Genomic DNA, 24,228 nt, shown 5'->3' with positions numbered 1-24,228 from the left:
GGCCGGGGCGGCGGAGGCGCTCGGCGGGTGGTCGTCGTAGGACGGTACGGGCGCGGTGGTGCGGACGGCCAGGGAGCCGTCCTTCCCTCCGGTGCCGCCGAGGACGGCCGTGCCGACGGCCACGGCGGCGACGGCGACCGCGCCGGCGACGACGGTGCCGATGCCCTGGTAGGTCCAGCGCTGCTTCGCGCGGCGGCGCGGCACCACGGCACCGGCCCGGCGGCCGGTGGCGCGACGGCGGCTGTGGCGGGCCGCCGGCCGGCCCGCCCCCCGGTGCGGCCCCGGACGGCCGTGGTGGTCCTGGAGGTCTCGGGGGTCTCGGGGGTCTCGGGGGTGCTGTGCGGTCACTTCTCTCTCCGCTCCGTGTACAGGGGTCGAGGGCCGGCTGCGGGCCGGCGGAGAGGAGACCCGGCACGACCGCCGCGACAACACTTCTCGCGGAAGAACGCGCGCTGCGGGCGGGTCCGGAGCCGGCCGGGGGCGGTGGCAGGGGGGTGGCCGCGCCGCGGCCGGTTCTCCCGTGCCGCCCGGCGTGCGGTGCCGGCGCGACGGCGGGAGACTGGCTCCGTGAGCCAGCGGATCGCGTTCGAGGTGGGCGACGGCGGTGGCGGCACGGCCGTCTTCGAGGTGGACGACGACCTGGTGCCGGTGGAGCCGGAGGGCCTTCCCGGCGGGGCGGTCGCGGGGCGGGCCCGGGTCTCGCTCCAGGAGGCCCTCGACCAGTTGGGCCCCGCCCTGTCGCAGGTCTTCGGCGTGCTGCGCCGGCTGGGGCCCCAGACGGCGGTGGTGGACTTCGGCCTCAAGGTGAGCGGTGAGGGCGGCATCGTCGTGGCGAAGGGCACGACGGAGGTGAACTTCGCCGTGCGCCTGGTGTGGAGGCGCGGCCCCGACCCCTCCGACGACGTGGAGGACGACCCCGGTCCCTCCGGGGGCACGGAGCCGGACGGGAGGTGACCGGGCCCCGGCCGGGCGGTCCCGTACGCGGAACCGGGCGGTCCCGTACGCGGGGCCGGGCGGTCCCGTACGCGAGGTCGGACGGTGGGCGCGGGGGTCGCGGCGGGGCACCGGCCCCGGTGCCCCGACCCGGCGGAACGGCGCCGTCCGCCGGGGTTGTCCACAGGGGTTGCCGGGCCTCCCCGGTACGCGAAAAGATCGTTCCCGATCCGGACGCCGACGGAGGGGGGAAGCGATGAGGCCTCGTCTGGTGTTCGTCCACGGCATCGGCGGTTCCCGTGATGCCGCGGCGGACCTGGAGGAGTGGTTACGCGCGGCGGCGCACGGCGCCCGCGCGGCCGGGCACGGCCGCAGGCTGTCCGGTCTGACGGGAGGATGGGCCGCCGACGCCCGCCTCGCCTACTACGGCGACCTGTTCCGCACGCCCGGCTCCCAGGGGACGGGCGGTGCCGCGGCCGGGCCGCGGGCGGCCGACCCGGACGGGGAACTGGTCGCCGGGCTGCTCCTGGAGGCCGTCGACGAGCGGCTGGCGGACCCGGGGCTGGCGCCGCAGGAGGCCCGGGTGCTGCGCCACGCCCGGGCGCAACTGGCCCCGCCCGGCGGCGCGCAGGGGGTGGGCGCGCCCGGCCGGCACGTGGTGAACGCGCTGACGAGCCTGATGGCGCTGCCCGGGCTGCGGTCCGCGGGCGGCTGGCTGAGCGCCCGGCTCACCGCGGGCACGCTCGGCCAGGTCGCCCGCTACCTCAACCGCGGCGAGCCCGGGCAGGACGGGACGACCCTGGACGCCCGGATCCGCCGGCGGGTGGCCGACTGCCTGGACGGCGACGGGCCGACGGTGGTGGTCGCGCACTCGCTGGGGACGGTCGTCGCCCTGGAGGCCCTGCACGCGCACCGGGGCGAGGTGCCGCTGCTGATCACCCTGGGGTCGCCCCTCGGGACGCGGACGGCGGTGCTGCCCCGTGTGCGGCCCCAGCCGCCGAGCACCCCGGCGTGCGTCGGCCGGTGGCTGAACTTCTGGGACCGCGACGACATCGTGGCCGCCCGCCCCCGGCTGGAGGAGATCGTCCGTCCGAACGCCTCCTCGGTCGGCCCCGTGAGCACCCGGGTCGACTCGGACGGCGCGTGGGTGCACCCGGCCGCCAAGTACCTGGCGCAGGCCGCCGTGGCGGGCCCGCTCGTCGAGGCCCTGACCGCCGCCGCGGAGTCGTGACCGGCCCGCGGCACGCCCTGGTGATCGGGGCGCAGTGCCCCGACCTGGGCCTGCTGGAGGAGTTGGAGGAGGCCGCCCGGGCCCTGCACGACACGCTGACGGCGCCGTGGGCGGGCGGCTGCGAGAAGGACCCGCCGGGCAGGTCGACGCTGCTGTGCGGCGGCGCGGTGACGCGTGCGGAGGTCGAGGCGGCGATCCGGGCGGCGGCGCTCGGCGCGGGCGAGGCGGGGGCGGTGCTGGTCGTGGCGCTGCTCGGCCACGGGATGGCCTCCGGGACGGGTCTGCACTTCATGGCGGGCGACTCGCTGGCGGAGGCGCCGCTGACGGCGGTGGACGTGGGGTCGCTGCTGACGCAGGCGCTGGACACGCAGGGCCTGGCGGGTGTCATCGCCATCGTGGACACCTGCCACGCGGGGAACGCGGTGCCGGACCTGAAGTCCGTCGCCAACGGCATCCGGCAGGGCGACACGCGGTTGTCGCTCCTGATGGGGTCGGGTGCGGCGGAGGAGGCGTACGGGCTGCGGTTCAGCCGGACGCTGGTGAGGGTGCTGCGGGAGGGGTTGCCCTCGGCGGGCGAGACGCTGGCGCCGGAGGCCGTGGTGGAGGCCGTGCGCGGCGACGGCGGCACGGCGGGGCAAACGATCCTGCGGGCCGAGTTCGACGGGGCGCGTTTCGCCCCCGGTCCGCTGTGGCTGGCCCGCAACCCCCGGTACGCGGCCGCCGGCGCGCTGCTGGGCCGCGTCGGGACGGAGGAACTGGCCCGGGTGGTCGAGGCGGTCGGCGGGGCGCCGCCCGCCGGACCGGTGACGACGGCCCGGGACCTCGACGCGGTACGGCACGGACTGGCGGCGGCCCCGCCGTCCCCCGCCCGGGAGTGGGCGCTGGAGGTGATGGACGCGCTGGACGCCGCGGCGCGGACCGTCGCCCTGCTCGGGGCCTGGCCGGGGGAGCCGCTCACCTCGGGGCTGCTGCGGCGGACGTTCACCGCGGCGTGCCCCGGCCCCGTGGAGTCGCCGCCCGCCTCGTCGGGCACGGACCTGCTGCGCGACACGGTCGAGCACCTGCTGCTGCGGGCGCCGGCGGCGGGCGGACGGCGGCTGGGGCCGCTCGTCGACTTCGTGGCGCTGCTGGCGCACGGCACCGGGGTGGACCCGGGGACGCCGGCGGTGCGCGGCTGGGCGGCGGCCCTGGGTGCGGTGATCGACCTGAACGACGCGTTCGAGCGGCTGGCCGACCGGACGCGCGAGATGCGGCTGCGGCTGGTGGTGAGCCTGCACGCGGCCGTCGGCGACGAGTGGCCGGAGTCGCTGGCGGCCTGGCTGCTGGACGGCGGCGAGGTGCGCGACCGCGAGGAGTTCGCGTGCGCTCCGGACCGGGCCGGGGTGGAGCGGCAGTTGGGCGCCGCCCTGCGGTGGGCGTCCCGGCTGGCCGCCGCGATGGACGTGCCGCTGCGCCGGGTGGAGGTCGCCGCGCCCGCCCCGCTGCTGCTGCAGTGGCGCCCGGAGGAGACCGACTTCGGGATGCGGCTGGGGGCCGAGTACGACGTCGTCCTGCGGTGGAGCGACCGCATCCGGCCGCCCGACCACCTGTGGTGGATCAACGACCGGGCGCGCCGGACGCTCCGCGCCATGGAGGAGGGCGGTTCCGGCGGGACGCGGCTGGAGTGGCTCGGCGAGACCGACACCCGGCAGGTGCGGGAGCTGCGCGACCGGCTGCTCGGCGGGCCGCGCGCCCGCGCGGTCGCCCTGGAGCACCGGCCGCCGAACCTCGGCGACATGCTGGAGACGCTGCTGGCGTCCTCCCCCATCGTGCTGTGGCCGGAGGAGGAGGCGGACCGCGTCCCGGCCGAGGCGCGCCGCTACCTGGACGCGTACTGGCACCTGCTGCCCGGTGAGTTCTGCCGGGCGTACCGCGACCGGTGGGGCGGCTGCGGCGCACCGGCCGCCGGGCGGGCGGGCCGCGGGCACCTGGCCCGGCTGCGCACGGTGTGGGACGACGCGGAGTGGCTGGATTTCTGCAGGTGGTTCGAGCAGTTCACGACGGATGGGGAGAGTCCCGCATGACCTGGCAGCCTTTCTACGCGGGAACGGGCACGCCGCGCGAGCGGGTGGAGCTGGCTCCGCCGCCCCCGTGGCGGGTCTTCCCCCGCCGGTCCCTGCACGAGCAGTTCGTCCCCCCGCGGGGCCTGGTCGAGGCGGTGAACGCCGCGCTGGTCCTGCGCCGCCCCCTGCTGCTGACCGGCCCGGCGGGATCGGGCAAGTCCACGGTGATCGAGCAGGTCGCGGCGGAGCTGGAGCTGGGCCCGGTGCTGCGCTGGCACATCACGTCCCGCAGCGGTCTCGGCGACGCCCTGTACCGGTACGACGCCCTGGGCAGGATCCACGCGCAGCGGCTGGAGGGGACGGGCGGCGGCGACGACATCGCGCCGTTCCTGCGGATGGGTCCCCTGGGCACGGCGCTCCTGCCGTCGCGCCGGCCCCGGGCGCTGCTCGTCGACGAGATCGACAAGAGCGACCTGGACCTGCCCAGCGACCTGCTGGACGTGCTGGAGCGGGGTGAGTTCGAAATCCCGGAGCTGGCCCGGTACGGCAGGGACGTGGTGGCCGTCCGGGAGTGGGGCGGCGACGCGCACCACGAGGTGACGCGGGGCCGGGTGCAGTGCACGGAGTTCCCGTTCATCGTGATGACCAGCAACGGCGAACGGGACTTCCCGGCGGCGTTCCTGCGCCGCTGCATCCGTTTCACGATGCCGAAGCCGACACCGGAGACCCTGCTCAGGGTCGTCGCGGCGCACCTGGGCGCCGACGCGGCGCGGTCGGAGGCGGCCGGGGAGCTGGTGGAGGCGTTCGTCGGGCGGCTCACGGCCGGCGAGAGCCTCGCCGTGGACCAGTTGCTCAACGCCGTCCACCTGCTGACCGGGGACGGGGCACCGGACGGCGAGCAGCGGCAGGCCGTCGTGGAGCTGCTGCTGCGGGAGCTGTCCCGTGTCTGACGCGCTGCGCCGGGTCCTGTCCGCGCTGCGCACGGCCGTCCCCCACCTCGACCCGGCCCGGGACGGCGGGGCGGGGCCGGGCGTCGGGCTCGACGGGACGGCGCTGGCGGAGGCCCTCTGGCTGGCGGCCTCGATGGCGCAGGACCGCCCGGCGGCCCCGCCGGCGCCCGGTCCGCCGCCGCCCGCCGCGTCGGGGGGCGGCACACCCGGGCCCGAGGAGGCGGGGCCGCGGGGACTCCCGGAGCGGCCGGCGGNGCAGGCGCCCCNGCCGGCGCCCCCGTCCCCGGCGGGGCGCTCCGCGGGAGACGGGGAGCGCGGGTTGCACGAGCGGCTGCCCGGGGCCGGGGCGCGCCTGCGCGGTCACGCCGTGGCGGCGCCCCGCGCCGCGGGCCTGCCCCGCGCGCTGGAGGTGACGAGGGCGCTGCGGCCGTGGAAGCGCCCGTGGCCGGAGGGGCGGCGCGGCGCGCTGGACATCGAGGCGACCGTGGACGGCTACGCCCGCAGCGGCGAGCTGCTCCCGGTGTTCTCGGCCGCCCCGGAGCGGTGGTTCGACCTGACGCTGGTCGTCGACCGCTCCCCCACCATGCGGGTGTGGGAGGAGACCCTCGACGACTTCGCCGCCGTCCTGGACCGGCTGGGCGCCTTCCGCACGCTCAGGGTGCGAGACCTGCTGTTCGACGGTGCCGGGCGTCCGCGGGCGCCCGGCCAGCTGCGCCAGGCGGACGGCCGGAGGCTGGTCGTCGTCGTGTCCGACTGCGCGTCCGAGCCGTGGCGGGCGCCGCCCGTGTGGCGGCTGCTGCGGGAGTGGGCGTCCACCACCCCGACGGCACTGCTGAACCCGCTCCCGGCGAAGCTGTGGCGGCGCGGTGGGCTGAACCTCCCCACGGTCCGCTTCGCGCCCGCCGCGCCCGGTACCCACCGCAGCCGCGTCCCGCACGAGCCACCCGCGCTGCTCGATCCCACCGGACCGGACGGCGCCCCCCTCGGCGGCACGGCCGCCGGGCCGGACACCGGGCGGGACGACGCGGGGCAGGGGGCCGCGGCAGCGTGGCTGCCGGTCCCGGTGCTGTCGCTGTCGCCGCACTCCCTGGACCGCTGGTCCCGGGCCGTGATGCGCGGCGCCCCCGAGGGCTGCACGGCCGTCCTGGTCCCGCCGGGCGGGCGGCTGCCGGGCCGGTCCCGGCCGCGCGCCGTGCCGCTGCCGCCCGGGGAGGCCGCACGGGGCTTCCTCCGTACGGCCGCCCCCCGGGCGGTGCGGCTCGCGGTGCTGTGCGCGCCGTTCGACCGGTTCAGCCTGCGGCTGCTGCACGTGATCCGCCGGGAGCTGGTGCCCGACGCGACGACCGCCGACGTGGCGGAGGCCGTGACGAGCGGGCTGTTCGAGCTGGAGCAGCCGGCGGGCGGCTCCGGTCCGCTGGAGCTGGTCCTGCCCGAGGAGGCGAGGGCGGTCCTGAGGGAACGGCTGCCCGCGCACGAGGCGTGGCGGGTCCACCGGGCCCTCGACCGCCATGTGGCGTCCCTCGGCGACGGCCGGCCGGGGCCGCGCTCGGTGGCACACGACGCGTCCGGACCGCTCGAACTCCCGGCCGAACGGGAGGCGTTCGCCCGGGCGTCCCGGCGGACGCTGGAGTTGCTGGGGCTCGCGGCGCCCGGGGAGGGGACGGCCGCGCCGGGCCGGGCCGCGCCGGAGGGCGGCGCCGGGGAGCCCGGCGCGTTCCCGCCCCCGCCCGAGAGGTTCGTCGGCCGGGAGCACGCCGTCGACTCCCTCCTCGCCCGGCTCGCGGACCCGGCCGCCGGGACCGTGTGGGTGACCGCGGCCGGGGACGGCCCGGGCGCGGGGCGGACGGCGCTGGCGCTGCACGTGGCCCACCGCTTCCCCGGCGAGCGGCACTACGTGGACATGCGCGGTTCGGGCGGCCACCCCGTGCCGCCCGAGGCGGCGCTGCACCGCCTGCTGGCCTCCCTGGGGACGTCCGGTGACGGTGAGGCGCGCACGGCCGAGGAACTGGCCGCCGGACTGGCGCGGGCGGTCGCCGGGCGGCGCGTGCTGCTCGTCCTCGACGACGTGCCCGAGCCCGCGCGGATGGAGCAGCTGCTGCCGTCCGTGCCCGGTTGCGCCGTGCTCGCCACCACCCGGAGCACGGACGCGCCGCCGGGGTACCGGCTGATGCCGCTGTCCGACCGGGGGGCGGCGGACCTCCTCGCCGCCTGGGCCGGCGCGGAGGGCTCCGAGGAGCGCGCCGCCCTGCGGGAGGTGACGGCCGGCCGCTCGTGGCTGCCGCTCACCCTCCGCGTCCTCGGCTCCTGGATCGCCTCGGGTTCCGCGCCGCCGCTGCCCGAACTGGCCCGGCTGATCCGCCATGCAGGGGCCGGTACGTCGCGGCCGTTGCCGCAGAAGGACTTCGAAACCGTCTTCGACCTGCGGCTGCGGGCTCTGCCGGCCCGGGAGCAGGAGGCGCTGCGCCGCTTCGTGCTCGCCCCGACCGGGGAGCTGACCCGCACGGAGGCGTGGGCCCTCCTCGGTGACGACCGAACCGCCCGCGCCGTGCTCGGCCGGCTGTCCGCCGCGGGCCTGCTGGACCGGCGGGGCGCCGGGACGTACCGCGTTCCGGAGGCGGTGCGCCTCGTGGTGGCCCGGGAGGTCGGGTACGAGATGCTGATGGAGCCGTCCCTCCGGCGGCTCATCGGCCACTACCTCGCCCGCGCCGCCGCGCTGTACGAGGAGGACCACCCCGGCTCCGCCCTCACGGAGAACCTGCGGACACGGGCCTCCGGCGCCGCCGACGACCCGGCCTCGCGGCACGTGTGGCTCGACAACGCCCTGGCCCTGGCCACCACGGCCGACGCCCTGCCGCCCGAGCACCTGGCGGCCCTCCTGCTGCTCCTCCACGCCTGCGGCGCCTCGCCCCCCTACCGGTCGCGGTTCGAGGCCGCCGCGGACGCCGTGATCCGGGTGTCCGCCACGTGGTCCCGGGAGGCGACGGTCCGGCCCGTGGTCGCCCTGGCCCTGGCGCAGCACGCCGCCGGGGCGGTCGCGGAGGCCGCGCTGACCCTGAAGAGGGTGCCGGGCGACTGGTGGGACCGGGACGGGGCCGTGCGCGGACCGGCGAACCGGCTGGCCGGGCAGCTCGCCGCGGCGAGGGGGGCCACGGCCGAGGCCGAAGGGTTCCTGAAGCGGGCGCTGGACGCCTTCCGCGCCGACGGCGACCGCTTCGGCGTGACGGCGACCTGCCTGGACCTGGCGTCGGTCCTCACCCGCCTCGGCAGGACCGACGAGGTGCTGCGGACGGTGACGGAGGCGCTCGGCGGCCACCCCGACCCGGTCCCCCACTCCCTGATACGCAGCGCCCTCCTGGCCCTCGAGGGCGCGTTCGCGGAGGCCGGCAGGTACGGCGAACTGCTCGCCGTACAGGAGGCGCTCCTCGACCAGTACCGGACGGAGGGCGGGGATCCCCGCGCCGAGGGACTGCTCCTGACCCGCATCGCGCGGACACTGGCCTCGCTCGGCCGACATGCCGAGGCCCGGGGCGCCGCCCTGGAGTCCCTGGCGCTTCTGGACGGCCCGGACACGGAGGCGGACCGGGAGGAGGCCCGGCGGCTGCTCGCCGCCGCGCTCGAAGCGGATGCCGGCGCTTCCGCCCCCCTGGGCGCCGCCGGAGTTCACGTCGGTCCCCCGGTCACCGCGATCGGAGCGGACGCCCGCGCTCCGCGCCCCTCGGTCGTCGTCGCCGTGGGGACGGACGGCGATCCGATGGCGACGGGCGAGGCCCTCACGCTCGCCCTGGCCTCCCTGGCCGGGAGCGGCGTCCCCGGGGTGTCGGGCCACCGCCTGCTGGTCGGCGAGGACCGATGCCTGCTGTTCCTGCCCGACGACGCCCCGCTCGGCGCGCTGCTCGGCGGGCTGGCGGAGCGGTTGCCGGACGAACTGGAGGCCACCGGGCGGCACCCGGCGGCGCGCCTGGCCGTCCATGCCGGTCCCGTCGGCGAGGTCGACGCGGAGCGGGCGGAGTCCGATCCGCAGGTGCGGCTCACCACGGCCATGCTGGACTCCGCGGAGTTCCGGGCGCTCCTGGGGAACTTCCCCTTCCATCCCGCCCTGTGCGTCTCGCCCGAGGCGTTCGGCCTGCTCGGCCGCCGGGACGGCGCCGGGCTCGTCGCCGGACGGTTCGTACCGCGCGAGGTCACCGGACCGGACGGCCGCGTCGTGTGCGTCGTCCTCACCCCGCACCTCGACCTGTCCGCGTACGATCCCGAACTGCTCATGCTGGCCCGGATGTTCAACGACCTCGATCCGGACGGGCGGATGACGGCGGCGGCCGTGCGGGAGTCCCTGGACGCGGTGCTCGACCCGGAGGGCACCGGCCGCTACGACGTGGCGGAGCTGGACGAGCGGGAGAAGACCCTGATCGGGTCGCGGCTGGAGCAGGCGCTGTGGCGCGCCTTCCCCGCCGCGGCGCCGTTCCGGCTGGAGCTGTCGCTGGGCGGCGGCCGGGGCCGGGCGGTGTTCTCGCGGGCCGAACCCGGCGACCTCTGCCTGACCGTCCGGGTCCACGACGCGCACGCCCGCTGGTCGGCCGGGCTGCTGCGGGTACGCCCGGACACCACGGCCGCGCCGGCGCGCCGGGACGCGCCGCCACCGCTCGCGGCGGGGGCGGGGATGGCGGTGCTGTGGCTGCACCGGGGCGCACCACTGCCGGAGAACGTGCTGCTGCGCCTGAGCGCGGTGGACCGCGCCGCGATCCTGGCGCCCGCGTCCGCCGCGGACCGTGCGGCGGAGCTGTTCCGGCGGGTGCGGGAGCGTCCGGTGCCCGAGGCGGCGCTGCGCCCCGTGACGCGGCGCCGCGACAGCATCCGCGTGGTCCGGGAGGCCGCCGCGACGCTCCGGGAGGAGGGCGTGCTGGTGGTGGGCGGCAACCGGCGGGGGGGGAGCTGNNGCCGGGGCGCTGCGCATCCCCGTGCCGGACGCGGACGCCTATGTGAGCATGCGGTTGACCCGTCGGCGTCCGCACCACAGCGGCCCCTCGATCCTCGCGGGCGGCGTGGCCTGGGTCGCGGCCGGCCCGGACGACCCGGTGGAGCCGCTCCCGCAGGACCTTCCGGTCCCCCGCCGTCCCCGATGACCCGTCCCCGGTGACCCGTCCCCGGTGGAGTACGGCGGCCGACGGCGGGGGCGCCGGCCCGGCCCCTCCGCGCACGGCGGCCCCGCCCGGCGACTGCATGCCAGCAGACCCTGGTGCGCAGAAACGGGCCGGCTTCCCGCGGGACTTCTCCTGCCGGGGTTTCCTGGCGGAACTCCTTCCATGCCCAGGCCGCGGGGCCCTCTTGCCGGGCGACCGGCGAAGGACAACCGGCTCGGAATGCAGGTCCGTGGCCTGCGGCGCGGGAACGCGGACCGACGGCGTACCGGTCGACCGGTGGGATGAGCACGGCCGACGACATCACTGCGATGGCGAGAACGTCCGCATACGACTCGTCGACCCGACAAGGAAAGGATACGATCACCGACGCTCAGAACTCCGGCCGTTCCTGATCGCCGCGACGGTACGCCCCCGGAGACGGACTGAGCGAATTCCCGACCTCCCGGTCACGTTTCCCGACGAGCACGAACGGTGGCCATGGAAGAACCTCCCCTGGAACGCCTCCGTTGCCTGGTCGTGTGTGCCGGCGCGGGTGGGCTCGCACTCGGTCTGGAACAGGCCGGTTTCGATCCCGTACTGCTCTTGGACAACCGGGCCGTGGCCTGCGAGACACTGCGCTCGAACCGCCCCGAGTGGAAGGTGCTCGAAACCGATCTCCTGGACTTCGACCCGGTGGACCATCAGGCGACCTATGACGTGGACCTTCTGGCCGCCGGTCTGCCTCGGGTGAAGGCGAGCGCCGCGGTGGCGCGTCAGGACAGCGTCGAGGAGATCCGTCTGCTCGAAGCGACGATCATGCTCATGCACGGCGTACAACCACGAAGTCTGCTCATCGAAAATGTCCCCGACCTGGTTTCCAGACCCGCCTACGAGTCCGTCCGCGCGGATATCACCACCGAGCTCGAACACCTCGGGTATCGGCACCATTGGTTCGTCCTCAACGCGATGGACCACGGCGTGCCCCAGGACCGCAGGCAGGGAATCCTGGTGGCTTTCAAAGGGGACACCGGCGAGGACTTCGCCGCCCCGGCGCCCACCGTCGCACAGCCGACCACCGTGGGTGAGGCGCTGGGTGCTTCCATGGCCTCGCGTGGCTGGCCTCATGCGGCCGCCTGGGCAGCGCAGGCCGATCGGGTCGCCCCGACATTGGTCGGAGGTTCCTGGAAACGGGGCGGGGCCGATCTGGGACCCACCGGGTCGAAGCGCTCCTGGGCCCGTATGCGCGTGAACGGCGGCACCGTCGCCGACGAGCCCCCCGGACCCGAGTTCCCTTGGGACCTCTCTCTCGGTGTCAAGGGCATGGTGGCGTTGACCGTCGAGCAGGTGGCGCGGTTGCAGGGGTTCCCTCAGGACTGGTCCTTCGCCGGCCGCAAGACGGCCCGTTACCGGCAGGCAGGACACGCCTTCCCGCCCCCGGTAGGCCGAGCCCTCGGGCTCGCGATCCGGGCCGTGCTGGAACGTTGAACATCGGCGCCCGCACGGTACGCCGGCGGGGCGCTGGGAGACTCCCTGCCGTCATCGGTCGGGCTTCGCACGCAACGGACACCACCGACCGGAGGCATCGACCGCACACCCCCCTCGGAACCGTTCCCGCCCGGACAGGCCGGAGCGGGAGGAGGTCGTCCCCTCCCGTCCGGCCTCACCGCCCGGTGCTCACCGAGTGAGCAGGTGGGAAAAGAAACCGACCGACGGGTCTTCCGGGGTTCCGACGAGGAGGGCCCGGTCGAGCAGGCCGTTGTTGTGCTCGCAGCTGGTCTCCGGGAGCATCACACAGGCGTGACAGGCGGCCAGGTTGGTCCCACCCGCCTCGGAGGTCTCGGTCTCGATGCAGAGCGGGTCGGCGGAGCACCACTCGGCACGGTGGACGGCCGAGTACACGGCCTGGGCCAGGCGGTCGGTCTCGCCCTGGGCCACCAGACCACCGAGACTGCCAGCCGAGTCGCTGGTCGCCGTGTAGATCAAAACGCCGGCCATCTCGTCACCCGCGTAGATCCGCTCGCGGAGCGAGGCGGCCGGGTAACCGGAGTCCAGGCTCCACTCGTTGATCATCACGTGCGCGAAAGTGTGCAGCAGGACCATGCGCGGGGTGGCGGGAGAGTCCGGGACCCGGGTCGGCTCGGAGGCCCGCTCGGCGAGGATCCGCTGGTGCCGGTAGCGGATACGCTCCACGCGGGCGGCGACGGCGGGCAGTTCGGCCCAGGTGTCGAGCCTGTCCTCGTCGAGTCGGAGGAAGACTCCTTCCCCGTGGACCTCCATGGCGGGCAGCCAGTCGGTGGGGGTGAGGGAAAGCTCCGCCTCGTGCCCCTCGGGCGAGGTTTCCGCGTCGATGACCCGTGTGAAGGCCTTGAGGACGCGGACCTCCCGAAGCTTCTTCACCAACATCGGGGTGACCAGGCCCAGGCCGGCGAGCGACTTCCCGTCTCCGGTCGGGGGCTCACAGACGAACTGCTCGGTGTGGGAGCCGGAGCTCTCCGGGTTGCCCGCGCACAGCCGCTCGTACTCCAGGTCTCGTAGGGCGCGGTAATGCTGCTCCTGGTCGAGGTCGGGGCCGTCCTCTCCGGTGAGGTCCTCGACCTCCATCGCGGTGAGCAATTCCATGACCTGTTCGGGGCTCACCGGGGAGGGCACCCCGTCGAAGACGTACTTCAGATGGATCTCGATCTCGGCAGGGGTGGTGCAGGAACGGAGCTTGTCCCAGTGCTCGGCCAGGGGGTGCACCTGTGTGTCGCTCCACGGCGGGATGGACAGGGCCGACCGGAGCACCGGCTGCCATACCGAGGAGGAACCGCGCTGGAGGGTCCGGGGCGGCCGGGAGCAGAGGAGGACGGGGGCGTCCTTCAGCCACGGGCGCCTGCCCTCGCAGCGGATGTTCAGGTCCTTGAGGGCGTCGCGCCGGAAGGATCCCTCCATGGAGACCTCCGGCACCCCGCACGAGCAGGAGAGGACCACCGAACGGAGCGAGGAGGTACGTCCCGAGGAACCGAGGCTCATCCGGCCGCCGCAAAAACCGGCCTCGCCGTCGCCGCGTCGGCCCCGGTGCAGCCACTTCCAGTACGGGAAGTCGGCGATGTGCCCGTCCTCGCAGGCCATCACGAAGCGGGACGGCACCAACGCCTCGGAGCACTCGGCGCACTCGTTCCGTCCGGGAGGCGAGTTGAACTTCCTCACGTGGTCGAGCGCGTGGCACTGGGGGCAGTGGTGCCACAGGGGGAAGCGGCGCACCCGGATGCCGTCGCGGCTGTCGTCGCCGGAGGCGGGTGGGAGGCGGAACCGTTTCACGCCCAGCACACGGGCGAGACGTGGTTCGTGGATCTCCGGGGCTTCGTCACGGGACCACTGCCGCTCGGCGCCGTCGAGACCCGAGACGATGAACGACTCCTGCTCCACGGCGATCAGCGACCCCACGCCGTAGGTGGTGATGGCCTGGGCGCGGCGGACCGTGCCACGACGGGGCAGGCTGCGGGCCGGTGCGGCGGAGCCGTCGGCGCCACGCCGACGGCGGGGAGGGGGCGGGGTCATCGGGATGCCTCCATGAACAGGGCGGACTCGGCGTCGACATCGCGGAGGGACCACAGGGTCTCCCACGCCTCGACGTCTTCCAGGGCGTCGTCGTAGGGCTTGAGCAGCGAGGGAGCGCGGCGTCCGCGCTTCGGCTCGTAGTACAGGCCACCGTGCCTCTCGGCCTGCTCGTACCACCAGTCGACGAACTCGTCGAAGGCGGCGGCCACGTGGGCGACCTCCTCCGCGGCGACCTTCTCGACCCGTTCGAGGATCCGCGGACGGACCCTGTCCCTCAGCTCGTTCAGGAAGAGATCGATGTCCCCCGCGGCCTCGTCGGCCCGGGCGGCGGGGATCAGGATGCGGGCCAAAGCGACGATCACCGCGTGCAGGCCGCGGTCGCGGGCGCGGGCCGAGAAAGGAGTCACCGAGGTGGACTCGACCTCGCGGTAAAGAGCGGAGTGGAAGTGCTGGAAGTTCTCGTAATGGGAACGGTCACGAGGACGGACCGCGTTGAGCATCACCGCCACCAGACCGGGGTGGGCACGACCCACACGGCTGGTGGCCTGGATGTACTCGGCGGTGGTCTGCGGCTGGCCCATGACGGCCATCAGACCGAGCCGGTCCACGTCCACGCCCACGGCGATCATGTTCGTGGCCAGGAGCACGTCCACCACGTCGTCACCCGGCAGCCGACGCTCGATCTGCTTCAGTCGGGCCGGGATGTCGCTGGCATCGACCCGGCTGGTCAGTTCGGAGTAGGTGCCGACCGGGCGGGGCTCACAACCGTCACGGTCGGCCAGGTGCTCCAGGTGGGCCACTACGTCGTCGTGGACCTGGAGTTCGGCGGCGGACAGCAGGCGCAGGCTGTTGAAGTAACCGACCAGCGTCCAGTAAGCGTCGCGCACCTCCTGGGCGGTATCGACCCGCATCGCCTGATGCAACAGGGTGGCGTAGGTGCGGATCAGCAGGGTGGACTGGCTGGTACCGGGGGCGAGCAGGCCCACGTAGCGGCGGGACGCCTTGTCGCGGGCAGGCGTCTCCACGGCGAACCACGAATCGCGGGAGTCCAGCCCTGCGGGCGGGAATTGTCGCACTTCGCGGGAGAAAAGGGCTCTTCCCTGGTCGGCGGCGCGGCGAATGGTGGCGGTCGAGGCGATCACTTTGGGGCGGTCGGCGAGCACGTCGACGGCCGTCTCGTACAGACCGGTCAGGGTGCCCAGCGGACCGGAGATCAAGTGCAACTCGTCCTGCACGATCAGCTCCGGGGGCGGGGTGGAGTCCTGGCGGTCCCGGTTGAAGAGGGCGGCCGTCCGTTCACGCCACGGCATCGAGGCGAACTTGTCGACGGTGGCGATGACCAGGGTGGGCCGCGCCTGGTAGACGGCCTCGTCGACCATGTGCACGGGCAGCCCTCCGGAGAACGCACAATCCGTGCCGGGACAGCGCACGTCCATCCGGACGGCCTTCTCGTCGACCGAGTAGTGGTGGGCGTCGAGGGCCGTCCCACACCACGGACAGGCATGCAGCTGTACCGGGTTCTCCTTCTGGAGCACCCTGCCGGAACGGGCGGCACGGAGCTGTCCGGCGGCGGCCTCCAAGGTGTTCGGGGTGGCGGAACGCCCCACCCACATGCCGAGGGAGATCTCCTCGCGGCCCAGCTCGTCGGGGTTCTCGCGACGCATCTTCTCCATGGCGCAGATCAGAATCGCGGCGCGCTCGAACTGCTGGAGGGTGAGGAGGCGCAGCGTGTACCTCATCAGGACGGTGACACCGCCGCCCGCCGTGCCGAGCCTCATCCGGCGTAGGAAGGCAGTCAGCGCGATCAGCCCCAGGTACGCCTCGGTCTTACCGCCACCGGTGGGAAACCACAGCAGGTCCGATACGCCGCGGTCGGAGTGCTTGGAGTCGTCCACCCCGGACAGGCACAGCAGGACGAAGGCGATCTGGAACGGCCGCCAGCGCGCGGAGGACAGGTCCGGTTCACCGACCTTGCCGCCCTTGCTCCAGGCGCTCCGGGCCCGTTGGGTCGCCATCGCCCGGTTGGCCAGCCGGAACGCCCGCATCAGATCGGGTTTGTCACCCAGCCGCGTGATGCCCTCCCGGATCCGACCCAGAGCCTCCGCGCAGGACGCGACCTGGTCGGACGCGGCCTTCTCGTACGAGGTGCCGGCAAGCGCGGCGGCTTCGCGTCGTTTCCGGTCGATCCACCGCTCGTAGCCCACGGCCAATCCCTTCAGGGCGTCGATCACCTTGGTGTCGGGCGCCGTGGCGAGTCCCAGCATGGTGAGGGCATGGGCGTCGATCTCCGGGTTGGAGTCGGTGAGCAGCACCTCGTGCGTGGGCACGAACTCGGTGCGCACCTCCGCCACGCGCGCAGGCTTCATCTCGGTGAGGCCGACCGGTGGCGGGGTCCAGTCCCACACCGCGGCGCAGCCGTGGCCGGTGGCGAAGGTGGGGGCGTGTCGGTGCAGCAACCGACCGATCTCCAGCTCGGAGTCCACCGCGGACAGGCCGGCAGGGCGTTCCACGAACGCGCCCGCCCCGTTGGCGGCGCGAACCGTCAAACCGGGCTGGAACAGCGCGAAGGCATCCTGGAGTTCCCGCCCGCTCACCCTCTGGAGATTGACCAGGGTGACCGTGACGGTGACCGTGCCGGTCGTCGGCGACGGAGGACGCATACGCACCTCCAGCCGAACCGTGTCATCGACCAGGTCGCGTGAGGCTCCACGTCCCGGGCACGTCACGTCAACTGTGGTGTTCGGCAGGTCCAGTTCCACCCGTCGCCAGCGTTCCCGCTGGTCGGAGGTGGTACGGGCCTCGCTGCGGCGGGCCGGGATCTTGCGGCCCTCCGCGTCCTCCGGTTCGTACACGGCGGCGCGCGCCGAGATCGTGATCTCCCGGCACACGACGGGGTCGACCGCGAAGGTGAGACCGACGGAGGAGGGGCGGCGGCCACCGGGGCCGGGGCGTTCGTCGGCGGGCCCGGAGTCGTCGGCGTTCTCCGTCCGACCCACAGGTGCCTCGTCCGCTCCCTCTTGCTCCTCGTCCTCCTCGAGACGCATACGGGCCTCGTCGTCCGCCGGGCGGGGGAAAAGCACGCCCATGGGGTAGCGGGTGATCGGGGCGTCCTGGTCCAGCACCTCGGCACGGTCCTCGGCGGACGAGTCGACGTCGGGGCCCAGCAGTTCCCGGCGGAGCCGGGCCACCAGGTCCTCCCGAACCTCGTAGTGCGCGGCGTGTCGCCCTGCGTGGATGGTCATCCCTGCTCCTCCTCGATGCCGGTGGACCACCGGAACCGTCCGATTCCGCTGAGGCGCGGAGCGATCCACACCCCGTGGTCGCCCAGGCCGGCGTTGGCCCCGGCGGCGGTGCTGCCGGCGACGGACTCCAGGCAGTCGACCCGCAGACCGGAGATCTCCTCGGGCCACCGGATGTGCCAGGCCGTACCGACCTTGAGGAGGGAGTACAACTCGCTCCTGAAGGCCTCCGAGGCGTCACCGATCTCCCGTCCCTCGTGCAACACCGCGTACCGGGGGCTCTGCTCCGCCCCCATGGGAAGGGTGTCGCGCAGTCGGAATGTCACCGCGTCCCCCGGTCGCACCCGTTCCGACAGGTACGTCTGGGCCCCCAGGGGGTCGTTCGGGGCGTCGGCCGGTTCCAGGGCGCACACGTCGCCGGCTCGCACCTCCACGCCGTCGCGCCGCCACCTGTGACGCGGGTTCGGGACTCCCCGGTACCACCGCCCGGTCGGCTTGTGCCTGAGCACCGTCACCGTGTCCGGAGGGGTGACGCGGTACAGATCCTCCCGGGCCCTGGTCATCGCCACGTAGAGCGCCCGTGCCTCGGCGGGCACGTCGAGTTCGTCGTCACGGCGACGCAGCTCGGCCACGGTGGGAGGGGTGAGCAGCACCACTCGGTCGAATTCCAGCCCCTTGGAGCGGTGCACCGTGGACACGACCAGTCGGGCCGGTTCCGGGTCGGCCAGCTCGTCCGGGAAGCGACGCTCCGCCACCAGTCTGCGCAGCCTCGTCACGTCGAGCGTTCCCCGGCCGGCGCCGCGCGCCACTCCACGCAGGGCCCGCCACACCCGGTCCGGGTCGGTGCCTTCGGGCAGCGACATCCCGCCGAGCAGCTCGCGCAGCCGCTTCTCGGTGAGTGTGAGGGCCTCGGTGCGGCGCAGCAGCTCGGCGACCCAGTACGGCACCGGCCGGTCCTGGAGTGATCGCCGCAGGACGTGTCGCACGCCCCGGGTGTGCAGCAGCTCCGAGACGAGCAGGGCCTGCCGGTTGTCACGGGTCAGGATCGCGCAGGTGCCGGGGAAGGACCGCAGTGAGTCCAGGGTGAACGAGTCGGTGAGAGGACCCGGGTCGGGGAAGTCGAGCAGCAACTCGCGCAGTTCGCCGTGGAGCCGTTCGGCTGCCGCGTCCGCGCCCTCGGGGGCGCTGCCGATGCCCTGTACGGCGGGGCCGAGCGGAAGCGCGGTACGCGCTTCGGGTGTGAGGGCCCGAAAGTTCCGCGTCAGTCGCAGCTCCACCAGGTCGTCGGCGTAGGAGGCACGCACCCAGCGGAGGAAGAGGTCGGCTCGGTCGGCGTACTCCTCCGGGTCCTCGATCTGGAAGTCGTGGATGGCCTGGGCCGAGTCGCCGACCAGGGTGAACCCGCAGGAGTCCTGGAGCCGGTCGAGCAACGATTCCACCATCTCCCGCCGTGCCCCGACGAGGTCCTGCACCTCGTCGACGATCACGTGCGCGGGTGGCCCGGATTCGAGGGACGCGAGCGCACCTTTTTCGATCGCGTCGGTGGCCGCCCGAATGCGCCGGTCGAAGGAAAGCGTCGACCACTCGCTCTCCGGGTAAGCCTGCCGCAAAAGGGAGTAGGCCCAGGAGTCGAAGGTCTGCACCCGTACTCGGCGGGCGTGTTCACCGTGTCGGGCGATACGGTCCTGCAGCTCACGGACAGCGGCGCGGGAGAAGCTGAGGACCAGCAACTCGGATGCCTCCAGCGCCTCCTCCGGATCGATGTGGCCGACGAGCGCGTCCAAGCGGCGCACCAACGTGTGGGTCTTGCCCGTGCCCGCTCCGGCAGTGACCAGCATGCGGGTGTCCCAGGGCTGGTCCACGACGGCCTGCTGCTCCGGGGTGAGGGCCGGACCGTCCTCGGGAGAGGAGATCACTTCTTGCTCCACAGGTGTTCGAATTTGGTGAAGGCGAGAGCGGTGTCGAAGTTGCGGATGTTGTCACGGACGTTGAGGATCAGACAGGTTTCCTTACCTCCGTTGAGGGGGCCCCGCAGACCGCGTCCGATCATCTGCTGATACACGTTCGGGCTGTAGACGGGGCGGGCGACGACCACCGCGCGAGTGGCGGGTGCGTCGAAGCCCTGGGTAAGGACGCCGTAGTTGGTGAGCACCCGCACCCTGCCGTCGCGGAAGTCGCGGACACGGGCACGGCGATCGCTGTCGGAAGTGGTGGAGTCCACGGAGGACGCGGAGATCCCGTGGTCCTTCAGGCGGGCCGTCAGGTACTTGGCGTGCTCCACCGAGGTGGCGAAGACCAACACCGGCCAGTCCTCCGGCATCTCCGCTATCTCCGCCACGATACGGCGACTGCGATCGTGGTCGTCCGCCAGGCGCTGTTCGGCAGCCTTGGACAACAGGCTGAACTGCTCGGCGTTCTCCCGCTCCTGACGGGACAGTTCGATGGTGCCTCCGGTCAGCTCACGGTGCTCGACCTGCGCCAGCACTCCCAGCTCCTGAAGGTGGCTGTAGGGGTCCCCGGAACCGAAGACGCCCTCGTCCAACCGTCGCCCGCCGAAGCGGTTGACCAGTCGGCGGGTTTCTTCCTCTCCGTGGCCACGGAACGGGGTGGCAGTGAGACCGAGCAGGTGCCGCTCGGTCCGGTGCTGGGTCAGGCCGAGCAAGCCCAGGATCTCGGTGTAGCGGGGGCTGGTCGCCACGTGGGCCTCGTCCACCACGACCAGTGCGGCGTCCCTCAGCCAGGCGTACCGGCCGGTGCCCAGGCACACCTGGAGCTTGGCGTCGGTGGCGACGACGAGTTGCGGTCCGTCGACCGCCGGAGCGGCTTCGTTCGAGGTCCACAACCTGTTGATCGTCAGCCGGGTCCGCGCTCCGGCCTTGCTCCAGACGAACTGCCAGCTCTGGACGGCTTGCTCGCACAGTTCCTCGGTCTGGGCGATCCACAGGAGCGGACCCTTGAGATCACCGGTCTGTTTCACCCAACGGATGACGGCCTCGGCGGTGACGCGCGTCTTGCCGGCGCCGGTGGGCAGCGACAGCATGGCGCGCTGCGGGGCCAGCCGGTCCAACATCTCGAAGACGTTGAGGGCGAGCCGTTCCTGGTAGTCGTGCAGGCGCGGGAAGTCACGCGGCCCCTCCACCGTCAGGCTTTGTTCGAGCGTCGGGGCCCGGTAGCCGGCGAAGGGGGCAGGCAGGCCCAGGTCGACGACGAAGGAGACCGCCGCCGAGCCGCCGGTGTAGGACGACGGGGCGTTCGGGAAGCGTTCCTGGATGTCACGGGCGTGAGTCTTGAGGATGGCGTCGCCGTGTGCGTTGAACGCCATCTGCGCGATCCGTAGTCCCGAGGGCTCCCGCCCGTCCAACTCCTGCCGCTCGGCCTCCATCAGGCCTGCGGGAAGTCGGTCGCGTAGTGCCTCCGCACCGATCAGCAGCTCCAGCTTGGCCGTCACGTCCTCGGTCTCGCGCACCGCCTTCAGCGCGGATCGCGCTTTCTCGTCCTGTTCCTGTCGGGCCTGAGCGTCCAGGACCGCGCAGCAACCGACCTCTCCCATCCGCAATCCCAGCTCACGATCGACCGCCCGGAGCACACCGAGCCGATCCAACGAGTCCAGAACCTTGATGACGTTGCCCTGGCGAGCGCTCTCCAGGGACTTGGCACGCGCGCCGTGCGGGGTGCGGACGACTTCTTCCAGCGTGGAGCAGCGCAGCAGGGAGTACGTGCCGACGGAGGCCCCCATCCTCTGGCGTAGCGTCGGGAACTCCTCGGGCAGCGGCATCGCCTCCACGCTCGCCTCGTGGCGGGTCTCCCGGCTGACGACGTCGTCGTGGCGCAGCATGCCCCACTGTTCGACCATCAGGTCGGCGGACGCCTGGTCCGGCATCAGCAGAGCCGGTACCCGCTCGGCCCGAAGCGACCGGTACTCCTCGGGGTTCGCGGCGACCGCGATCTCGCCGTCCTCCCGGGCGTCCCAGGCGTCACCGACACGGCAGCGGGTGAGGGAGTCCTCGGGGAAGTCGATCTGCAGACGGGTCAGCAGGGCGTAGGTGAAACCGACGAAGACGTCGTCCTTGCTCTCCCGGAGTTTCTCCAGGAGCTGCTCCCACTGCTGGGGACGGACCTTCTCGACGCTGTCCGCGAGCCCCAGTTTCCGGGCCTTCTCGGTGCTGACGGAGGCCACGGGGAGCACGTCACGGTAGGCGTCGAGCTGTGGGCCCACGGCCTCCTTGAGGGGTTTGAGACCCTGTGAGGTCCTGACCCGACCATGCCGGAGGAGCATCCAGCGGATCGGGGACTGGGCCGTCCGACGCGTACCGGCCTGCGCACCGATCTGCAGGGTCCAGTTCTCGATCAGCGCGTCCTCGGGCAGCGCCTGCAGGAAGGCGGCACGGGCTTCCTCCGAGAGCCGGGGCAGCAGGTGCAGGGGGCCACCGACCGGGGCACCCTCGATCTTGGTCCTGGCAAGGGTCGGCCGGTTCGCCCGGTCGTCGAGCGTGCGACAGTACGCCGCGTGCGCGGCTTCGCGGTACTCCTCGAACCAGGGCTCCGTCCCGGGCTTGTGGCCGGAAGTGGGGCGGTCCCGCAGACCCAGCTCGCGGAAGAAGCCCGTGTCGTCGGAGTGGAACCGCACGTCCACCGCGACGCCGGGGTCGCTCTCCGCGGTGACGACGGCACCGGGCAACATGCAGTCACGCATGACGCGGAACCGTCCGTCCGCCGTCCGTACCATGAGGACATCCATCGGCACCGGTACCCGCTTGGTCACCTCGTGGCCCACCACGGAGGCGCCCGCCCGGTGGAACAGTTCCCAGAATCGGTTCCACTCCTGCGGGCCGTACGAGGCGAAGCCCTGGTCGAGGATGCTCACGAAACGCCCCCGGACGTCCGCCTCCTGAATGCCGAGAATGGTGAGTGCGGAGGAGAGCGACGGGTCGTCGGAGAGCGTGCGGTCGACGTAGACCAGCGTCTCCCGCAGACCGTCCTCCTCGGTCCGGCGGTACACCACACCGCTCGCCGGGGCGACCAGTCCGTGCTCCTCCGTGAGCACGATCCTGGCCTTGCGGGCCTCGGCGGCGCAGGGAGCCTTCGACTCGATCATGTCCGCGACGATCCGCATCGCCGCCTCGGAAGCCTTCGCCGTACCGTCGCAGACCAGTGCCTCCAACCACTCGATCACGGAGGCCCGCTGCCGTCCGGCCGCTCCCAGAATGTGCTGGATCTTGCCCGATCGCAGATCCGTGGCCTCGACCGAAGGGTGCACCCAGTCGCGGGGCCGCCCAGCGTACGAGTGCCAGGTCCGCAGCCAACGATTCTGCGAGGCACTGTCCCGACCCAGGTCGGGATGGATGTTCAGGTCGTGGGGTGAACGCAGGGTCCCGTCCTGGTCCGGCAGCGACGGGAGCACCGCGGTGGCGGCCCAGATCTGTTCGGTGAGGAGGCGGTCGGCCCAACTGATCACCTCCACTCCTTTGGTACGCCCCGGCAGCAGCGGAAGGTACGCTCCGGGGTCCTCGGCGGGGGCCAGCTCGGGCAACGACTCGACCACCAGGCGGGCCGCGACCCGGATCATCTCGACGTTGAAGGGCGAGGAGTCCAGCAGGTTCTGCCGGTCCTCGTTGGTCTTCCAGGCCCCGTTCAGGATGCCGCTGAGGGTCATCTCGTACTTGGTCGGGAAGAAGGACCAGAACCTGCCGCGTCCGCGGGCTTCGGCAGCACCGAACAGGCCGGTGCGCTCGTCCGGGCGGTAGGCCGGAACCGCCCAGGCCACCTCGATGGACACCCGGTCGTGCAGCTCCCCGGCGTCGCGGCGGGCGGCCTCGGTCGGTTCGTGCGTATGGGTGAAGACCCGCCACCGCGAGGTGGCCGGCGGCCTGCCGACACGCTCCTCGTGGATCGTGTGCAGGCTGCCGTCTCGCTCGACGCGCAGAGCCCGCCGGGCGATCGGACGGGGCCGGCGGTCCTCCAGGACCACCTGACCCACATGGGGGGAGAACAGGTGGAAACCGGACGGGAATTCCTCGCGGTTCTCGTGGCCGGCGGTGCCCTGGTGCCCGTGCATGTCCCTGCCCAACCGTTCGGCCGCGCCGGGCAGCAGCGGCAGGCGAACCACCGTGGTGGCCCATTCCAGGAGCTCGTCCAGGACCCGGTCCCGGAGGCGCTCGGCCGTCATGTCCAACTCGCGCGCCATACGCAGCACGGGTGCTTCGAAGTCGTCCCCGTGCCGCTCGCGCACACCGGGCACGTTTCGGATCGACTCGTACGACCAGGTCCGGTCGAAGCCGAAGCTGCCGGTGCGACTGAAGAACTCGGGGGTGTCGGTCACCACCAGGACCGACTTGACGCCCACGCCGAATCGGCCGATCTGTCCACCGCGCTTGCGGGACATGCTCATCCGCAGGATCGTCTCCGCACCCTCGGGGGTGACCGGGTTTCCCTGGTTGGCGCAGTACAGGTGGGTCTCGGTGAGGACGACATGGATCCGGCAACCAGGCTCGTCGCGCATCTCGTCGGCGGCGTTCTGGACCAGCTCGAAGAGTTGACGGTCGCCGTATCCGCCCTGGGTGATGCGGCGCTCGCCGTTGGCGTGTTCGGGGATCAGGCCCGGATCGACGCGGTAGGTCTCCAGGACACGAAGGGACTGCTCGACGACGGTGCGGATCACGGGGGACTGCGGATCGGCCACGAATGGTTCCACTTCGGGATGTTGGGCGGGCTGGGTGAGCGGCGACGGTGAGCCGCGCGGTGAACACGAGGATGACGGTGACGACGCGCCGACGACCGGCCGGGGTCCGGATCGGGTGACAGGAGTGCCGCGGAGGCGTTCCACGGAGCTGACGTCAGATCAGAAACGATCCTTTTGGTGGTCGATGCCGTCCACGAGGTCGAGGAAGGCGTCCCGGGGCCACGTGGGAGTGGGAAGGGCCTCCCGCATTCGGGGATCGTCGGCGAGGTGGCCGTGCGGTAGGGCGGCGGTGCACATGCGGTCGAACGGAGACCCTTACGAGGGCGACGAGCTACCTACGCTTTCACTTTCGCGGGACGTTCACGAGGAAATGACGCGAGAGAAGAGGAAGCGGAAACGCGCGAAAATGCGTGAAGGCCTCCGGAAAACGGGTGGGGAAGCGACTCCTTAGACATGCGAGGGAATGCGTTGTGGGACATCCCGGTCCGGAAGGAGCC

The 24,228-nt window shown here is 73.2% G+C and carries 11 protein-coding genes and 2 pseudogenes; 8 read left to right on the top strand and 5 right to left on the bottom strand.

The features are described from left to right. Nucleotides 1-204: hypothetical protein (locus MW084_RS19170; protein WP_275563707.1), on the bottom strand; the 204-nt coding region annotated here is incomplete at its 3' end. A gap of 363 nt (nucleotides 205-567) precedes the next feature. Here MW084_RS19170 and MW084_RS19165 point away from each other — a divergent pair. The 8 genes and pseudogenes from MW084_RS19165 (at nucleotide 568) to MW084_RS19130 (ending at nucleotide 11,758) form a co-directional block, all read left to right on the top strand. Next, the gene (locus tag MW084_RS19165) at nucleotides 568-954 is read left to right on the top strand and encodes a CU044_2847 family protein (protein ID WP_010470746.1); all 387 of its coding nucleotides are present in this window, start codon (nucleotides 568-570) and stop codon (nucleotides 952-954) included. A 235-nt stretch (nucleotides 955-1,189) separates the two neighbouring features. Beyond that, nucleotides 1,190-2,164, top strand: a complete 975-nt coding sequence (locus tag MW084_RS19160; protein ID WP_029553513.1) for an RBBP9/YdeN family alpha/beta hydrolase — start codon at nucleotides 1,190-1,192, stop codon at nucleotides 2,162-2,164. Next, nucleotides 2,161-4,227: a vWA-MoxR associated conflict system protein gene (locus tag MW084_RS19155; protein ID WP_010470742.1), complete on the top strand. Its 2,067-nt coding sequence runs from the start codon at nucleotides 2,161-2,163 to the stop codon at nucleotides 4,225-4,227. The genes MW084_RS19160 and MW084_RS19155 overlap by 4 nt, the downstream gene beginning before the upstream one ends. Next, nucleotides 4,224-5,156, top strand: coding sequence for an AAA family ATPase (locus tag MW084_RS19150; protein WP_010470741.1), 933 nt, complete (start codon nucleotides 4,224-4,226; stop codon nucleotides 5,154-5,156). The genes MW084_RS19155 and MW084_RS19150 overlap by 4 nt, the downstream gene beginning before the upstream one ends. After that, nucleotides 5,149-5,410, top strand: a pseudogene (locus MW084_RS19145) (hypothetical protein); the annotation flags it as partial. The gene MW084_RS19150 and the pseudogene MW084_RS19145, both read left to right, overlap by 8 nt. Before the next feature lie 13 nt (nucleotides 5,411-5,423). Continuing rightward, a pseudogene (locus tag MW084_RS19140) lies at nucleotides 5,424-10,088 on the top strand (NaeI family type II restriction endonuclease); the annotation flags it as partial. 2 nt (nucleotides 10,089-10,090) lie between these two features. After that, a partial coding sequence (locus MW084_RS19135; RefSeq protein WP_275563706.1) for a NaeI family type II restriction endonuclease occupies nucleotides 10,091-10,276 on the top strand: 186 nt, incomplete at its 5' end. Between the two features lie 495 nt (nucleotides 10,277-10,771). Continuing rightward, complete coding sequence (locus tag MW084_RS19130; RefSeq protein ID WP_039829289.1) at nucleotides 10,772-11,758, top strand: DNA cytosine methyltransferase; 987 nt, start codon at nucleotides 10,772-10,774, stop codon at nucleotides 11,756-11,758. Between the two features lie 189 nt (nucleotides 11,759-11,947). On the opposite strand, the gene drmB is transcribed toward MW084_RS19130, so the two are convergent. From drmB to MW084_RS19110, 4 genes are read right to left on the bottom strand one after another with little or no spacing between them, the layout of a single operon-like run. Continuing rightward, nucleotides 11,948-13,813 carry a DUF1998 domain-containing protein gene (gene drmB, locus MW084_RS19125; RefSeq protein WP_010470735.1) on the bottom strand — a complete coding sequence of 622 codons (1,866 nt, stop codon included), beginning with the start codon at nucleotides 13,811-13,813 and terminating at the stop codon, nucleotides 11,948-11,950. After that, nucleotides 13,810-17,055 (bottom strand): helicase-related protein, encoded by a 3,246-nt coding sequence (locus tag MW084_RS19120; RefSeq protein WP_010470734.1) that lies wholly within the window; start codon nucleotides 17,053-17,055, stop codon nucleotides 13,810-13,812. Before MW084_RS19120 ends, drmB begins: the two co-directional genes overlap by 4 nt. After that, nucleotides 17,052-18,968 carry a UvrD-helicase domain-containing protein gene (locus tag MW084_RS19115; RefSeq protein WP_010470733.1) on the bottom strand — a complete coding sequence of 639 codons (1,917 nt, stop codon included), beginning with the start codon at nucleotides 18,966-18,968 and terminating at the stop codon, nucleotides 17,052-17,054. The genes MW084_RS19120 and MW084_RS19115 overlap by 4 nt, the downstream gene beginning before the upstream one ends. Next, on the bottom strand, nucleotides 18,965-23,731 hold the full coding sequence (locus MW084_RS19110; RefSeq protein ID WP_010470732.1) for a sacsin N-terminal ATP-binding-like domain-containing protein: 4,767 nt from the start codon (nucleotides 23,729-23,731) through the stop codon (nucleotides 18,965-18,967). Before MW084_RS19110 ends, MW084_RS19115 begins: the two co-directional genes overlap by 4 nt. Nucleotides 23,732-24,228 lie beyond the last annotated feature (497 nt).

This window comes from Streptomyces sudanensis, from assembly GCF_023614315.1.
In the GTDB taxonomy this organism is placed as follows: Bacteria; Actinomycetota; Actinomycetes; order Streptomycetales; family Streptomycetaceae; genus Streptomyces; species Streptomyces sudanensis.
The sequence above is the reverse complement of the archived record's forward strand: the minus strand, read 5'-3'. Positions and strand labels throughout refer to the sequence as shown.

Coding starts and splice junctions, on each gene's coding strand:
- MW084_RS19120 (WP_010470734.1), bottom strand. CDS start 17,055: ATGACCATCCACGCAGGGCGACACGCCGCGCACTACGAGGTTCGGGAG.
- drmB (WP_010470735.1), bottom strand. CDS start 13,813: ATGACCCCGCCCCCTCCCCGCCGTCGGCGTGGCGCCGACGGCTCCGCC.
- MW084_RS19150 (WP_010470741.1), top strand. CDS start 4,224: ATGACCTGGCAGCCTTTCTACGCGGGAACGGGCACGCCGCGCGAGCGG.
- MW084_RS19130 (WP_039829289.1), top strand. CDS start 10,772: ATGGAAGAACCTCCCCTGGAACGCCTCCGTTGCCTGGTCGTGTGTGCC.
- MW084_RS19160 (WP_029553513.1), top strand. CDS start 1,190: ATGAGGCCTCGTCTGGTGTTCGTCCACGGCATCGGCGGTTCCCGTGAT.